At 58.3% G+C, this 16,599-nt stretch carries 11 protein-coding genes; 7 read left to right on the forward strand and 4 right to left on the reverse strand.

The genetic code is table 11. The annotated features are described in order from the left end of the window. The first annotated feature begins 112 nt into the window (after positions 1-112). Positions 113-1,336, forward strand: a complete 1,224-nt coding sequence (locus Poly24_RS19945) for a Tm-1-like ATP-binding domain-containing protein (protein WP_145099641.1) — start codon at positions 113-115, stop codon at positions 1,334-1,336. Positions 1,337-1,340: 4 nt separating this feature from the next. Here the strand turns inward: Poly24_RS19945 and Poly24_RS19950 are convergent, their stop codons facing one another. Further along, positions 1,341-3,104 (reverse strand): phosphoenolpyruvate hydrolase family protein, encoded by a 1,764-nt coding sequence (locus tag Poly24_RS19950; RefSeq protein ID WP_145099644.1) that lies wholly within the window; start codon positions 3,102-3,104, stop codon positions 1,341-1,343. A 375-nt stretch (positions 3,105-3,479) separates the two neighbouring features. On the opposite strand from Poly24_RS19950, the gene Poly24_RS19955 reads away from it, so the two are divergent. The 6 genes from Poly24_RS19955 (at position 3,480) to Poly24_RS19980 (ending at position 12,620) form a co-directional block, all read left to right on the forward strand. Beyond that, on the forward strand, positions 3,480-4,388 hold the full coding sequence (locus Poly24_RS19955; RefSeq protein ID WP_145099646.1) for a phosphoenolpyruvate hydrolase family protein: 909 nt from the start codon (positions 3,480-3,482) through the stop codon (positions 4,386-4,388). An 89-nt stretch (positions 4,389-4,477) separates the two neighbouring features. Next, a complete protein-coding gene (locus Poly24_RS19960) occupies positions 4,478-5,482 on the forward strand; it encodes a DUF1559 domain-containing protein (protein WP_231753241.1) in 1,005 nt (334 codons plus the stop codon). After that, a complete protein-coding gene (locus Poly24_RS19965) occupies positions 5,479-5,886 on the forward strand; it encodes a hypothetical protein (protein ID WP_145099652.1) in 408 nt (135 codons plus the stop codon). The genes Poly24_RS19960 and Poly24_RS19965 overlap by 4 nt, the downstream gene beginning before the upstream one ends. 173 nt (positions 5,887-6,059) lie before the next feature. Then, complete coding sequence (locus Poly24_RS19970; RefSeq protein ID WP_145099655.1) at positions 6,060-9,377, forward strand: Ig-like domain-containing protein; 3,318 nt, start codon at positions 6,060-6,062, stop codon at positions 9,375-9,377. 89 nt (positions 9,378-9,466) lie between these two features. Further along, positions 9,467-10,402, forward strand: coding sequence for a sugar phosphate isomerase/epimerase family protein (locus tag Poly24_RS19975; RefSeq protein WP_145099657.1), 936 nt, complete (start codon positions 9,467-9,469; stop codon positions 10,400-10,402). Between the two features lie 130 nt (positions 10,403-10,532). Further along, on the forward strand, positions 10,533-12,620 hold the full coding sequence (locus tag Poly24_RS19980) for an alpha/beta hydrolase family protein (RefSeq protein WP_145099660.1): 2,088 nt from the start codon (positions 10,533-10,535) through the stop codon (positions 12,618-12,620). 60 nt (positions 12,621-12,680) lie between these two features. Here the strand turns inward: Poly24_RS19980 and Poly24_RS19985 are convergent, their stop codons facing one another. The 3 genes from Poly24_RS19985 to Poly24_RS19995 all read right to left on the reverse strand — a co-directional run bounded on the left by Poly24_RS19985 (position 12,681) and on the right by Poly24_RS19995 (position 16,544). Beyond that, positions 12,681-14,057, reverse strand: coding sequence for an META domain-containing protein (locus tag Poly24_RS19985; protein ID WP_197452040.1), 1,377 nt, complete (start codon positions 14,055-14,057; stop codon positions 12,681-12,683). Between the two features lie 51 nt (positions 14,058-14,108). Continuing rightward, complete coding sequence (locus tag Poly24_RS19990; protein WP_145099668.1) at positions 14,109-15,905, reverse strand: serine/threonine-protein kinase; 1,797 nt, start codon at positions 15,903-15,905, stop codon at positions 14,109-14,111. A gap of 81 nt (positions 15,906-15,986) precedes the next feature. After that, complete coding sequence (locus tag Poly24_RS19995; RefSeq protein ID WP_231753242.1) at positions 15,987-16,544, reverse strand: sigma-70 family RNA polymerase sigma factor; 558 nt, start codon at positions 16,542-16,544, stop codon at positions 15,987-15,989. Positions 16,545-16,599: the final 55 nt, after the last annotated feature.

The following is a 16,599-nucleotide window of genomic DNA, read 5'->3' on the forward strand; positions in this document are numbered from 1 at the left end:
GTGCGTGGGAATCGTCGTCGCTAGCGCCACGGGGCATCCGACGCTCGATTCATGCACTGTCGAATGCCTCTTTGCCGCAATCGTTCAACTCACCCTGAATGAGGAATCGGTTATGGCTTCTGCTGTCTATGCTGTTGGTACAATGGACACCAAGGGGGAGGAGTTGGCGTATGTCAAAGAGTGTTTACGATCGGCAGGGATCCGCGTCAAGATGGTCGACGTGGGGACTCAATTGCCGCCAACGGTGACTCCCGATGTGACTCGGGCTCAGGTTGCTGAGAACTCTGACTTGGGGACAGCTCACGGCGATCGGGGGCGAGCGGTGGCGGCGATGGGACGGGCGTTGGAGGTCTTTTTGACGGCGGAATTTGTTGCCGGTCGCGTCAGTGGCGTGATCGGTATCGGCGGCAGCGGTGGGACGTCGCTGATAACCGCCGCAATGCGTGCTCTGCCGATCGGATTGCCCAAGGTGATGGTCTCTACGGTTGCCAGCGGGAACACCGCTCCCTACGTCGATTGCAGCGATATCACGATGATGTATTCCGTCGTCGATGTGGCGGGACTCAACGTGGTCTCGCGGCGTATCCTCGCCAACGCGGCCCATGCGATCGCGGGGATGGTGCACTATCCAGCTCCCACATCGGATCAACGGCCAACGGTTGGGATGACGATGTTCGGCGTGACAACTCCCTGCGTGACCGATGTGCGGCAACGGATGGAGCAGCGTGGGTTTGATTGTCACGTCTTTCATGCGACCGGGACCGGCGGCCGCGCGATGGAGCGATTGGTCGACAACGGAATGATTCGCGGCGTCTTGGACGTGACGACAACCGAAGTTGCCGACGAAGTGGTCGGTGGCGTCTTTGCCGCCGGACCGAAGCGGTTCGATACGCTGATCGCCAAGGGGATTCCGTATGTTGTCAGTCTAGGAGCTGTCGACATGGTGAACTTTGGTGCCATGGAAACGGTGCCGGCGGAATTTCGAGACCGGCGATTACACGTTCACAACGAACAGGTGACGCTAATGCGGACGACGCCCGAAGAGAATCGCGAGATCGCGCGATGGATGGGGGCAAAGTTTCGCCGCGCCACGGCGCCGCTGGTCCTGGTGATTCCCGAAGGCGGTCTGTCGATGTTGGATGCTCCGGGGATGCCGTTTTACGATCCAGAAGCCAACGGGGCGCTGTTCGATGAGCTGCAGAAGCAATTGCAAGGCTATGAAAACTGTCGCATCGTCCGCCTGCCGCATCACATCAACGACCTCGATTTCAGCGCGAAACTAGTCGAGCACTACGACTGTCTCGACGCGATGCCGAAATGCCACGCCGCGGGATGAGTGGCTACGACGTGGAAGGGCGCTCCGCCTTGCCGCGATCCAACCAGCGGTAAAACGTTTTTCGCGTCACGTTCAGCGCCGCGGCGGCTCGCGTGACGTTGCCCCCCGCCTCTTGCAGAGCCCGTTCGGCCTGTTCCTGTTTTGATGGCAGCGGTCGATCGGATTCGTCCGCCGACGAACGCAGATAGGGCTGCGGTTCGAACGACCAACCCTCCAAATGCGTTCCGTCTTCGAGAATCGCACAGCGGTTCAGCACATGTTCCAGTTCGCGAACGTTTCCCGGCCAGGCGTGCGCACGCAACTTCTTTTCAAACCGCGACGAGATGCCGGCGATCGGCCGATTCAGCTGGGTGCGCAGACTGGCCAGAAACGCCTCGACCAACAGCGGGATGTCTTCCAATCGCTCTCGCAGCGACGGCAACCGGATCGTGATCGTACTCAACCGGTAGTACAGGTCGGCGCGAAAATCTCCCGCGTCGACCATCGCCGACAGCGGGCGGTTCGACGCGGTGACGATCCGCACGTCGACCGGAATCGTCGTGTCGCCGCCAACGCGGACAACTTCGTTCTGTTGCAGAACACGCAGCAGTGCGACCTGTCCGTGCGGGCTGAGGTCGGCAATTTCGTCGAGGAACAAGACGCCACCGTGAGCCAGTTCGAACTTTCCCGGACGCTGCCGCTCCGCTCCGGTAAACGCTCCGCGTTCGTGACCGAACAGTTCGCTTTCCAACAGCGACGACGGGATCGCTCCGCAGTTGAGCGTGACCAGCGGATGGTTCGCTCGCGAACTCAAACGATGCAACATCCCAGCGACCAGTTCCTTGCCGGTTCCCGTTTCCCCTTCGACGCAGACGGTCACGTCTTGATGCCCAACGCGATTGATGACGTCGAAGACCTGTCGCATCGCCGGGCTGTGCCCAACCATGCCACCAAACGTTTTGACGCCTCCGGCGCGGGCACTCGACGCGACTCCTTTGAACCGCCGAAGCGTCGTGTTGACGATGTCTTGAACCGGCAGGCGTTCGAAGACCGATCCACCAGCGAAGCCATGGATCGAACTGTGGCGAAAGACCTCGCTCAATTCCGTGGGGGCGGTGATCGGCCCGCCGAAAGCGACCCGCACGCATTCCGGACGCGAGTCGGCGGCGGCCGAGAGTTTGTTCAGCTGAGAGATGGCGCGGTGGACGTCGTCCCGCTTGGCTCGAAAATCGTCGCTCGATCGCGTCAGCCCGACGTCCAGGATCAAGCCGTCGACGCCCGTCGCGACGAAGCGTTCGACCTCCTGGACCGACAGCGAAAATCCAAACGTGACAAAGCCCAACTCGCGGGCGACGGCAAGCATCTCCGCCTCGGCCTCGGTCCCCAGGCCTTCCTTTTCCAGATGCTTGCGAAACTTGCCATCGACAAAACCGATCGCCGGCCAATTGACGACACCGATCACACCGAGATCCTGCAGTTCGCGCAAGCGGTCGCGAATCGGACGCGTCGGATCGACACCGAAGACGCCTGCGATGATCGGCAGATCGCCGGACCGCGGCAGCATCTGCTCCTTCAACAACTCCAGCGTTTGATCGTTGGCATTGCCATAGGGCATGAAGGCGGCGAGCGTCCCCGATCCCATCGACCGGTAGATGCCCGCGTTGAGAACCATCAACGCATCGGCTTCCGATTCGACGGCGCACTTTGCGATCAGCCCCGATCCAGGGACCACCATCAACAGCGGCGTCCCGGTTCGCGATTCTTCGAGTCGGTTGCGAAAATCGATCATCGAAACCTCCACTTTCTGGTTAAAACCAGCTTCGGCGAGCCCCCGGATTGTGTACTTCTGTGGATACACTACACACCCGGGTATCCACACGACAGCCTATCGAAGAGGGAATTGACGCTGATTTTGGTTAAAACCATCCCTTTTGTTGGCGTTTCGGCAACCTTGCGACTTCGAATCGCAAATGGCACAGCTGTTGCATTCCCCCCAATGGACCGCGATTTCAAAAATCGCTGTTTACCAACATCACGGATGTCCGCGGCGAGGCAACGTCGCAGATCCCTTTGTCGAGGATCGCTCCGACCGGCGTGCGGGCGGATCACCTAACTCATTCCACTTACTTTTACTCCACTCGCTCCTCTAGGAATTCCAAACACGATGTTGAAACACAATCGAACGAGCGTCTTGACGCGGTTGAAGAACAAAATTGCCGCCGGCAAGGCGATCATTGGCAGCGGTGCTGGCACCGGCATCTCGGCCAAGTGTGCCGAAGCCGGTGGCGCCGACCTGATCGTGATCTACAACTCCGGACGATTCCGGATGGCCGGCCGCGGTTCGCTGGCCGGCCTGCTTCCCTTTGGCAACGCCAACCAGATCGTTAAAGAGATGGCGTGCGAGGTCTTAACGATCGTCGAACGGACACCTGTCTTGGCCGGTGTCTGCGGAACCGATCCCTTTCTGTTGCGGGATCCGTTTCTGAGAGAGCTTCGCGAAATGGGCTTCGCGGGGATTCAGAACTTTCCCACCGTCGGCCTGATCGACGGTGTCTTCCGCGAGAACCTGGAAGAGACGGGGATGAGTTTCAACCTGGAGGTCGACCTGGTCGCCGCAGCGAACGACCAGGACATGCTGACGACTCCCTACGCGTTTGATCCCGACCAAGGGCGGAAGTTGACCGTTGCGGGAGCCGACGTGGTGGTGGCCCACATGGGACTGACAACCAATGGAACCATCGGTGCCAAGACGGCAAAGACGCTCGATTCGTGTGTTCCCCTGGTCCGCGAAATCGCAGATGCGTGCCGTTCGGTCCGCGACGACGTCATCGTGTTGTGTCACGGTGGCCCGATCGCAACTCCCGACGATGCGCAATACATGCTCGACCGAATCCCGGAGATCCACGGATTCTATGGTGCCAGTTCGATGGAACGGCTCCCTTCGGAAATTGCGATCACTCAAATGATCGAGCAATTTGCAAAACTGAACCTGAACCAAACAGGAGATGCAATCACGGATCGACAACCCCACCGCAGCGCTGCCAATGGCAAGCATGCTGCAAAATTGAGCTGACCGGCTCGCCACTCCCGACGTCAATCTGCGGTCGCCGCTCGTACGATCGCTCGCTTTTTCAATTGGACTTTTTAAGTTGAGGGACTTCAATGATGAGTCGTTTATTACGCCCGAAGCGAAGTGCGTTCACTCTTGTCGAACTGTTGGTGGTGATCGCCGTGATCGGCATCCTCGTGGGGCTGTTGCTACCCGCCGTACAAGCGGCGCGCGAAGCCGCACGGCGAATGCAGTGCTCGAACAATATGAAGCAGCTTGGATTGGCGATGCATAACTACGAGAACACCCACCGGGTCTTTCCCATGGGCTGGGCTCACCACATCGAAAACCGGCTGACCGGCACCGGTCGGGGAAACTGTTTCACCACCAATCATGGCGCAGGGGACCGGATTGGCCGCAGCCCATGGACCGCGATGATCCTGCCCTTCATCGAACAAAACGCCATCTACGAACAGTTCGATTCCAACTATGCGATCAACTGGGCTTTGCACTCCAGTTGGGCGGGAGGTCGCGAAAACGAATCGGTCTGGTTGATGTCGATCGAAGCTTTCAAATGCCCCAGCGACCCACGGAACTCGGGCCAAGACAACCTGCTGAATTATCTGGGCGTCTCCGGCGGCGTCGAATACACCTGTTGGAACCTGGGCGATCTGGACGATGTTGGCGTCCGCGGTTTGGATAACGACGGGATGTTGTACCTAGGATCGAAAACCAAATTTGCCCACGTGCTCGATGGCACATCGAATACGTTCTTGCTGGGAGAAACCAAATACCCACGTGCTCGAGGCGACGATCCAACGCAAGACAATTACCTGGCCTGGGGCTCGGCTGGGATGGCTTGGAACTCCGTTCCACAGACCGCGATCTGTGCCACCGCTCGCGACCAGATCAACACTTTCTACCCTTCGATGGCTCCCGGTCAAACCCCATCGCACGCCCACATGCAGCGAGTCTTCGGCAGTTACCATCCCGGCGGATGTATGTTCACCATGGTCGACGGATCGGTCAGCTTCCGATCGGAAAACATCGACATCAATCTGTACCAAACGATGGGGACCCGAGCTGACGGTCTGCCTATTGGAGGAGCGCCTCAATGAGATTCTCTGTCGCTAAATTTTCGGTTCTCACAGTTGTGGTCGCCCTGTTGGGATCGACGGTTGGATGTGGAGGAACCGACGGTCCACCCCGGGCCGAAGTTTCGGGATATGTCACCTTCCAAGGGCAGCCCGTTCCCGTCGGCACGATCGAATACCGCCCCAACGCCGAAAAGGGAACCAGCGGACCTCAAGTGATCCTTGTGATCCAAGACGGTTATTATGACTCCGACGGAAAAGGCCCCGTCTTTGGTCATCATACTGTCAAAGTTTCGGGATACACGGGAGTCGAAATTCCATTTGTTCCCGAAGGAGAGCGTTTGTTTCCGGTGCATAAGGATGATGTGGAGATCGTCGAGGATAGCTATACGATCAACTACGATTTCCCTCTTCCCAACAATGGGTAGATGCGAAGCGATGTTGCGATGATCGATCAGTGCAGACCTTGCCTCGCTGCACTGATCATCCCCGCGACATTCAAGATTCGATGAACCCCATCTGCCCCGATCGATGTAGCCCGCCAATCGATTTGTTTTCGCTTTCACTGCACGAACGATCAACTCAACTCTCACGGTGTGAAATGTTTTTATCTCTTCTCGATCGCTTTCGGCGAACCCTTCCCGTCGGAATCGTTGCGGTGTGTGTCGCGTCTGTGGCGGAACCGACCGACGCAAACGAATTCTTCCCACGTTTTTCGGTCGAAAATCTCGTCCAACGCGACAGTCACAGTACGGTGACGATCGGCCCCGATGGCCATCTCTACACCACGACAACCAATTCGGGCGGACGCGATTTGCGGGACAATGGCGAAGGGAAAATGGTCAAGGAGCACCTGGGCGAGGTCTGGCGTTACCAGCTGGATCCGGCAACGGGGCGCGTTGTCGGTGAAGAACGTCTGTTGATGCTCCCCGGCCCGGTCAACGGCTTCGTCTTTGATCCCTCGGCGACAGCGGAGAACCTCGTCTTCTACATCACCGTCCTCAACGACCGCGGGCACATGAATCGCATTCGCGTCAAGCCGGTCGGAGCTGCCGACCCGGTAATCGAGAACACGATCGTGTTGGACTTCTTAGGTCGTGGTGGCAATCATGGGATGAACAATCTCGTCTTCACCCCGTCGGGAAAAATGTACGCCAACCAAGGCGGACGGACTTTCTGGGGAACGACCGAAGACAATCAGAGCGCAGCCGTTCTGGAGATCGATTTCCAACATCCCGACTTTGCCAAGGGAGCGGTCTCGCCGCGCGACTACACGCTGGAACAAATGCAGGGAGGCGACGCGCCGATTCAATTGGTCGCCACCGGACTTCGCAACCCGCACGGGATCGTCCAACATTCCAACGGGGAATATTATGTCACCATCCACGATCCACCTCGAGGGCCGTTGCTGGTCGGTGGTCCGATCAAAGAAGAGGTTGTCTCCGATGGGCCGCCTGATTTGGTTGCTCGTCTAAAACGAGGAGCCTATTACGGCCATGCGAATCCGCTTCGCAAGGAATGGGTTTCTTACGGCGGCAACCCGACGGCGGAGGTCGATCCATTCGAGATCCCCGAATATCCGGTCGGCACGATGCCGCTGCCGAACTTCGATCTCAGCCTGATGATCGGAACGCGGCGGAATCATTGCATCAGCGGAATCGATGAATACCTCAACGGCGATCTGGTCGCCGGATACCTGTACGCCCAGGGCGCCGAAGGAGTCAACCTGGCGGGGATCGAGCGTTTTGTGTTGGATGAGAATGGAAACTTCACCGGGTTCCACGAGTTTCTTAAAGGCGAAGACAACCAGCCGATCGTCTTCCAAGGGGTGATGGATCTGTTTGTCACCGAACAGGGCTGGATCTACGTCGCCAATTTTGGCCGTCGCCGCGGTGATGGAGGAATCAAGGGAGGCATCGAGTTGCTCAAGCCGATCGGTGGTAACATTCCTCCTTCGGTTGTGATCAAGACGCCTGAAAATCGGTCGGTCTATGGCGCCGACGCAACGGTCGACTTCCACATTGAAGCCCATGATTACGACGGGCAGGTTTCGGAAGTGGTTCTCTTGGTCAATGGAAAGTCACAAAAATGTGTCCACTCTAAAACGGATGATTCCCTGTGGGGCGTCCGCTGGAAACAGCCACCACGCGGCCGATACGAGGTACAAGCGCGTGTCACCGACAACGACGGCAAATCGGTAACGACGCAGCCGCTGTTTCTGCAGGTCGACGCAGACGCGCATCCTCCGGTGATCACCGAGATGCCGACGACCGTTGCCTTTGTTGGGGCCGACTATCGATCGACAGTCCGGGCGGATAGCCAGGCGGATGTTCGCTACGCCTTGCGGGACGCTCCCGAGGGAATGAAGATCGATCGCAAGTCGGGAGAGGTCTGGTGGCGTCCCAACCGTCCCGGTACCTACACCGCCCGCGTGATCGTCGATAATGGCACTCATCCGGCGGCCGAACGCAAGCTGCAGATCGACGCGCTCGCCGCGCGGCCTGCCGATTATCCACCCGGTGCGACCAAGGGTTTGGTAACCGGCATCGAATACGCGACCGCATCGGAAGATCGTTCGGTGCAATCGGGGACTGTGTCGAGTTTCGAATTGGTTCCGCCATCCAACGCGGGGATGGTCTTCACCGGCTTCCTGGAGGTCGACGAGCCAGGTGTTTATGAATTCGCAACAACCCAGCCGGGCTCAACGACATTCACGATCGGAACGTCGCAGGTGTTCAGCGGTCCGAGTTCGCCAGCTGGTTTGATTCCGCTGGAACCGGGAAAACATGCGTTTACGCTGCGGATCGATCGCGGTGCCGGATCGGTCCCATGCGCGCTGGAGATGCGCAGTCCGCATGCCGCGTCCCGTTCACCGCTGCCGACGTCGGCGCTGTTTCGTCATGCGAAGGCATACGGAATCGATCGCTATCACGGATCGGAACCCTACCTGCAGATGCCGCGCAGCGAACGCGATTTCCTTCCGCAGAAGCTCTCCGAAACGGGAGCCTTTGCCGACGTCCGCTCGATGACGTTGGCCGACGGAGCGATTCCGTACGACGTGAATTCGCCGTTGTGGTCCGACGGAGCGTTTAAGCAACGCTGGGTCTTTGTTCCCGCGGGGATGACGATCGATTTCGATCCCAGCGAACCATGGACCTTCCCGGCCGGAACGGTCTTTGTAAAGCACTTTGCCCTGGGCGACGAACGCAAACGGATCGAGACGCGGCTGACGGTCGTCAAAGAAGATCAAACGATCTACGGTGCGACCTACCGTTGGAACGATTCGAACGACGATGCCGACCTGGTAACGACCGGTGTTGAGGAGGAGGTGCGGTTAGCCGATGGCAGCCGACAGCCTTGGTTCTATCCCGGCCCCGAGGATTGCATGACGTGTCATACGCATGCGTCGGGGTATGTGCTTGGACCTAACACGCGACAGCTCAACCGCGATTTCCTTTACGCCACGACGGGTAAATCGGATAACCAGTTGCGTTCGCTAGCCCACGTCGGCTTGTTCACCGCGCCGCCAAAGGAGGATGCGATCGACGAACTCGATCGACTGTACCCGTTGGATGATGAAACGGTCCCGTTGGACCGGCGGGTTCGTTCTTATCTGGCCAGCAATTGCAGCCAGTGCCACACGACCGGCGGCGTTAATGCAAACTGGTTCGCCGACTACGCTGCCGAACTCTCCGATCTGGGCGTGTTGGATGCCAAGCCGCTCAATCACATGGGACTCTCCAACGTGAAACTGATCGCCCCGGGGAAACCGGACCGATCGGTGATGCTGTTGCGAGTGACGTCGGACAAACGCGGATATCGTATGCCGCCGGTGGGACGTTTGAAAACCGATGAGAAAGCGGTCGAAGCGCTCACGCAGTGGATCGCCCAACTGCACGCCAAGGAAGAGGAGAAGTGACGGGGAGGAATCCCCAAAACCTTTCCGATACGATGAGATCGAATAGCCAGACCACCCTTTGACTCCCCCCTGCCCAGGACGCAACAACGATGATCGCCCCCGCTCGGTTCGCGGCAACGCTGACCCTTTGTCTGTTATCTCTTCCCGCAACCGCGTGGGCTCAGCCTCATGCCACGGCATCCGGCGACGCGGTCGCATTGTATGGCCCGGATAATTTGACAGCTTGGCTGGTCATGTTCACCGATTCGGTCAAACGGACGCCGGCCGAACGGGCTGAGATGGTGGCGAACTTCGGATTCAAAAAGGTGGGCTTTGAAGCGTTCAAGAAATACCTTCCGATCTTGGAAGAGCAGATGGAGGAATATGCCAAACGCGATATCGAGGTGACGTCGGTTTATCTTGTTGTCGAAACCGACAAGCCGTCCGAAGAGGAGCAGGTGAAGCAGATCCTCGACGTTTTGAAACGGCGAGGCGAGACGCCGCAGATCTGGGCGATGTTCTCTCGCAACTCGTTCAAAGAGGTCTCGGGGGAAGAGCGGAACCAGCGTTTGATCGCTGCCTTTTCCGACCTCGCCCAATGCGTCGACCAATCGGGCTGCCAATTGGCCCTCTACAACTACGGCTCGTGGTTCGGAAAGCTCGACGTCCAACTGGCGATCATCGATGGCGTGCGAGACCAGACGGGGATCAAGATCGGAACCGTCTTCAACTTCCATCGCGGCCATCAGCACATGCGCGACTTTCCGCAAGCGCTGCAGCGGATGATGCCTCATCTGTTTGCGGTCAATCTAAACGGCATGAACTGGAAGGATGCCGACTACGACGGCGGCGGTGCCCGAATCATGCCGCTGGGCAGTGGCGACCACGAACTGACAATGATGCGTCAGCTTGCCGATTCGGGCTATCGTGGCCCCATCGGAATCATCGATCATCGCAGCGGTGTCGATGCCGAGGTCGCCCTTCAGGAAAACCTCACCGGCCTTGAAAAACTGCGCGAAGAACTGAAGTCTCCTGCTGCGGAATAGATCGTTCTTCGTCCGTTGCCGCACCTGCGATTCGAGCTCTTTAAAAGTCGATGCCGCTGTCGGTTTGGGTTACCATGTTGGCTAACCTTCCCTCCCGCGATACTCTCCCTACCCTCCTCTGGAGACCTGCATGTCCTCCCCGAATCCACGTCGTCATTTTTTACAATCATCGGCTGCCGGAGCGCTGGGAGCGTTGATCGCCCAACAGTGGTGGGCCAGCGGAGCCATGGGGCAATCCGAACCGGCGGCGATGACGCCGCTGAATCGTTTCCCGCGGATGATGCAGGAATATTACGTCGACCGGATGCGGGAATTTCATGACAAGCGAGTTGCCCGGCTCGATGCCATCGAAACACAAGCCGATGCTCAGGCGTATGTGAAGTCGTGCCAAACGCGGGTGCGAGAATGCTTCGGACCGCGGCCCGAGAAGACGCCGCTGAATCCACAAATCACAGGCGTCGTTCAACGCGATGGTTATCGGATCGAGAATCTGATCTTCGAGAGTCGCCCCGGTTTTTTGGTGACTGCCAATCTCTATATCCCAACGAATGTCGAAGGTCCACGCCCGGCGGTCGTCGGCACCTGCGGTCACTCTCACAACGGCAAAGCCGAAGAAGCGTATCAGTCGTTCTCGCAGGGACTCGCTAAAAAAGGTTATGTCTGCCTGATCTACGATCCGATCGGTCAAGGCGAACGTTTGCAGTATGTCGATGAACACCTGAAGTCGCACGTCGGCGTCGGCGTTCGCGAGCATCTGTTGGCTGGGAATCAGCAGTTCCTAACGGGCGAGTCGTTCAGTATGTGGAGAGCCTGGGATGGCATCCGAGCCTTCGATTATCTACTCACCCGCCCCGAGGTCGATCCTGCACAGATCGGCGTGACAGGCAATTCGGGCGGCGGAACGATGACCACGCTGTTGGCCGGAGTCGACCAGCGGTGGGCGATGGCCGCTCCCTCCTGTTACGTGACGTCGTTCGTTCGGAACCTGGAGAACGAGTTGCCGACGGACACCGAACAATGTCCTCCCAATGCACTCGCTCTGGGCCTGGATCACGAAGACTTTTTGGCCGCACTGGCGCCTAAACCGGTCATCATCCTGGCCAAGGAGCAGGACTTCTTCGATGTCCGCGGTGCCGAACAAGCTTACGAGCGACTCAAACGACTCTACAGCAAGCTTGGGAAAGAGGAGAACATCGGTCTGTTCGTGGGGCCGACGCGTCACGGTTTCACTCTAGAGAATCGCGAGGCGATGTACGGTTGGTTCAATCGCGCCACCGGCAGCGATGGCGATCCGGCAGAGCCCGAGATGACGATCGAAGACGATAAAACCTTGTGGTGCACTCCCGACGGCCAGGTCAGCGAGTTGGGTTCGAAGACGGTCCAACAGTTCACGCGCGAAGCGGCTGCTAAACTGGCGGAGAGTCGAGGTGAGATCGGCGCAAAGCCGCTGAAGAAGATGGTCCACGATTGGTTGGGGGATCGGAAACCGCTGGACGCTCCGCACTATCGGGTCTTGCGAAATCGCCGCGACCGCAAATATCCTCGCAAGTACGTTGCCGCGTATGTGATCGAGACCGAACCACGCGTGCAAGCGTTGGTCTATCGAATCGACAACGACTGGCACTTCTCGCGACCGCCCAAGGATAAGCGTCAGGCGATCCTGTATGTGTCGCATCACTCGTCCGATGCGGAGCTACGCGAAAACGAACTGCTTGGTAAAGCGATCGCCGAAAATCCCGACACGCCCGTCTTCACGGTCGACCTGCGCGGCATGGGGGAATCGCAACCCGATACCGCCGACGTCAATTCCTATCTGTCCGCGTACGGTTCCGATTACATGTATGCGATTCACGGAGTGATGTTCCGCGACGAATACCCGCGGCAACGGACGTTCGATCTTCTGACGGTCCTCAACTGGCTGCAGTCGTTCGGTCACGACGGAGTCCATTTGATCGGGAATGGTTGGGGAGCGATCCCGGCGACGTTTGCGGCGGTGTTGTCGCCGGTTGTGAAACAGGTCACGCTACAGCACTCCCTCAAGTCGTATACCGACCTTGCATCGGCGGAGACTTACAAGTGGCCGCTCTCGTCGATGGTCCCCGGGATCTTGCAGCGGTTCGACCTGCCCGACTGCTACCGCTTCCTGGAATCGAAACAGCTGAAGCAGATCGATCCCTGGGGCCCCAATTTCAACGAACCGCACGAAGAACCAAGCTGATCCGCTGGTGAAGATCCTCCGGCAGGGAAAAGATCTTCACACGCCTCATTTTGCTTGCGGTTAATCTTCGATTTTTGAAAACCGCACGATCTCATTTCCCTCGGCGTCGATCAGGTACAACAGCCCGTCGTCGCCGATTCGGTAGCGGGTCACTTTGGCCAATGCCGCCATGAACCGCGTCTCTTGATCCATCAGCGATTGCGGACCGGCGCGGCGTGTCATGACCAACCGCCCCAGTTCGATCTTATCTCCGCTGATCTTCGCTTTGCCCGAGTAGCGGTTGACCGAGGTGTTGCCCGATGCGGTACCGTCGTCGGCGATTTCCAGCGTCGTATGCGCCCGGTCGACGACCCCTCGGTTCTCGATATCCTCGGCCAACCAGTTGCCGACCAACAAATCCGAAACCTTATTTGCCGCTTCCATCGTGTCGGTTCCCCAAATCTGTTTCCAATCGGTCTTCATATCAACCACGTTCCAACCGTTGGCCGGTGCCGCTGCGAGCGCGGTAACCAGCGTGCCGCTGGCGGGCGGATGCGCGTCGTAAGCGTACTCGCGTTCGGCATCGGTGTGATGAACCAGCATCCCGAAACTTGGCAACGGGTTGCCGATCGTCGTGTATTCGAGCATCGCTTGATCGCCATCGCTGTTGCCAAAACAGGCGATCGGCCGCCGACCGATGAACTGATGAATCCCGACCGGTTTGCCATCCTTGTCGTCGACAAACGCCTGGTCCATCGTCTTGATTAAGACAGGTTTGCCGTCGCGAAATTCGAACTTCGTTAACGCTGTCGATCCGACGACATTCTGCGGCGGAATCCCGTAGACAGCTTCGGACCAGACCCGCATGAAATCGGCTCCACCGCCGGAGACGATGAACGTCTCGAAACCATTGTCGCGGAGATACTTCAGCAGCTCCTGCATTGGTTGATAGGTGAGATCGGTGTACGCTTTTTGGAAGCGTGGATGTCGTGTCGTTTCCCGCCAGGTTTCGACGCGCGCATTAAACTCGTCGGTCGTGATGCCGGTGTGAGTCAGCGCCAGGATTCGCATCAAGCCATCGTAGTGCTTGCCCGCCAGCAGCTTCTTCACATCGCCCGCCAACGCGGCTTGCACCATCGGATCCGCTGCCAATTTGGGTTCTTGCGGCGCACGGCGTTTGAGTTCTTCGAACACAAATTCAACTTGAAAGGGAAGCGGCGCTTCGGGCCACAGCGTGCCATCGTTATCGAAGACAGCGATCCGCTGAGCCGGCGGGACATAGTCGTCGCCATCGCGATCGGTCACGCGGTTTACAAAATCGATCACCGCTTGTTTTCGAGCGGTTTCATTCCACGAAGGCAATGGATCGACGTGAGGACTGGATCCCGGTTGTGCTTTTGCTGTCGCGGCTGACAACGACGCAAGCAGCGCGACGACGACGAGTGATGAGACTCTCATAACGTATTCCATGAGGTGATGAGTTGAGTACTGATTCTAATAGGCTGCGGATCAGTCGGTCTGCGCGATCCACCATGCCGATGCATCTTCTTCGCTCCAGCGGCCCGCCGATTCGCACGCTCGAAGTTCGTTTAGCAGTTCTGCGGCGCTCCCCGGACGACCACCGGGATTGGTGGACAGGCAGCGCATCAGAATCGCTTCGAGGTCGGCGGGAACATCGGCTGCGTGAGTCGAAGGAGGTTCCGGCGTTTGCGTCAACTTGGCGCGCATCACTTCTTGCAACGAACCGCCGGTCAACGGAGGCCGTCCGGTCAGCAGGTAATATCCGACAGCGCCAATACTGTACAGATCGCTGGGCGGGCCGACGAGGCTGGGAGTCGCTACCTGTTCAGGCGACATGTAATCGGGCGTTCCGGTGATCCGCTGCGCCTCGACCGCCGCGGTGTGGGGATCGAGATCGAGCGTCGCGTCGCGGACGACGCCAAAGTCCAAAAGTTTGGTGTAGTCCTCGATTCCGCCGCGCTGCGACGCGAAGACGTTCGCCGGCTTGATGTCCCGGTGGATCAGGCTGGCCTTGTGCGCTTCCTGCAACGCTTCGCAAATTTCGATCAAGAAATGGATCGCCCGGGGCGCCGGCATCGCTCCGGTCCGCTTGACGATTTCGCGCAAGTTCATCCCCGGCAGCAACTCCATCGCAAAAAAGAAGACGCCTTCGTTTGTCTGGCCGTAGTCATAGACTTCGATCGTGTGCGGATGCGTCAACTTCGCCGTCGCCCGCACCTCGCGTTCGAACCGCTGCAATGCCTCCCCCTCGCCGCTGCGTTCGGGCTGGATCAACTTGATCGCGCAGGAGCGTTTTAGCAGCAGATGTTCCGCTTCGTAGACTCGCCCCATTCCGCCTTCGCCGATCAAACGCTTGATCTTATATTGAGCCAATCGCCGGGCCTGGAACGCCGACAACCGAGCCCCATGGATCAGATGCGCCGTGTAAGTCGCGATGCATGCGGCGACAAAGACCTCCGGAATCGGTTTGCCAAACGTATCTTGAGCCAACAGCCACGGAATCTGTGGATCGATCCAAGCGGCCAGCCAGATGGTCAAATTCGGAATCAGGACCATCGGGAAGACGACCGCGGCGGCGCGCTGCCAGTTGTTGGGCATGAAGATCCCGTAGATCAAGATCAGCAACGCCCAAGCGAAGAAGTGCCAGTTGTTGATGCTGACAAACATGACGACGTCTTGGCGAATCGCGGCGTCCAACAGCATCCTTAAATAGATCACCGACGCCAGCACCCCGACATTTGCCATCACGATCAATTCGATGATCCGCAGCCGCCGCAGACTCAGCTTGTGATCGCGATGCAACACCCAGGCGGCCCCCAGGCTGACAAGCAGCGCGACGCCCCGAGCTCCGTAGCCAACCGCGGCGTAGTGATAGGTCATCAACCGGATCATCGAAACCGCGATGAACAACGACATCACGATGGCGATCACGATCAACCGCCGCCGCAAGATCTGACGGTTCTCTTCCCAGATCTCGCGTTGCACCAGAAACGTATCGACTGGAACCTCGGGATCGACGAAATCGATCGCTCGCCGGACCGCGTCACCAGGCATGATCGCGGTCGGCGGCGTGGGATGGGTCGATTCTTGAGGTTGCGAATCGAGGACCGTCACGTCGCGATGATGCCGCAACAGCGACCGGACCTCTTCGGCGACGATCGGATCCTCTGCTGCCAGCGCAGCGACGATTCCCGACCACTGCGACTCGGGAGTAGCAATCGCTTGAGAAAAAACATCCTTGACCTTTGCGTATTGCTGTTCGTTCAACGCTATCTCGCTGCTCAAGTTCCATGGACTTCCGGTGCCGTGCAAGTCCTTATTGAAAAGTGTACGTCTTGCCAGTTTCGACGTGTGACGCCGCGGCGGCTAATTAATCGATTGCTCATAGGCGGAAAGTTCTCGCCGCAGCTGTGACCGGGCGCGCGACAACCGGCTGCGAACCGTACCGATGCGGATCTCCAGGATCTCCGCGATCTTTTGGTAGTCGTAGCCTTCGAACTCACGCAACACCAGCACCTCGCGAAAACTTTCGTCCAGCCGTTTCATCGCCTGCCGCACCTGTTCGCAACTTTCGCTGCGTTCGATCTCTGCCGATGGCGATTCCTCGACTTGCCGGCCGTGCCGTCGATCGCTTTCGGTCGCCGATTCGATCGGTACCCAACGCCGCTGCTTTTCGGAATAGGATCGCCGGGCGTTCAACGCGATGCGGTACAACCACGTGTAGAATTCGCTCTCCTGGCGAAACGATCCCAAATGGATGTAGGCCCGCACAAACGCATCTTGCACGATATCTTCGGCAAGGATCGGACAACCGACATAATGCCGCATCACGCCATATAAACGATCTTGGTACCGCATCACAACTTCCGCGTAGGCATCGGTATCGCCCAGCTTTGCCGCGGTGATCAATTCAGGGACAGACATCGATTGGATTTCAAGGATTGTCGAACTCATGGTGGACTGCATCGATGGACTTTCG

Source organism: Rosistilla carotiformis (assembly GCF_007753095.1).
GTDB classification, from domain to species: domain Bacteria; phylum Planctomycetota; class Planctomycetia; order Pirellulales; family Pirellulaceae; genus Rosistilla; species Rosistilla carotiformis.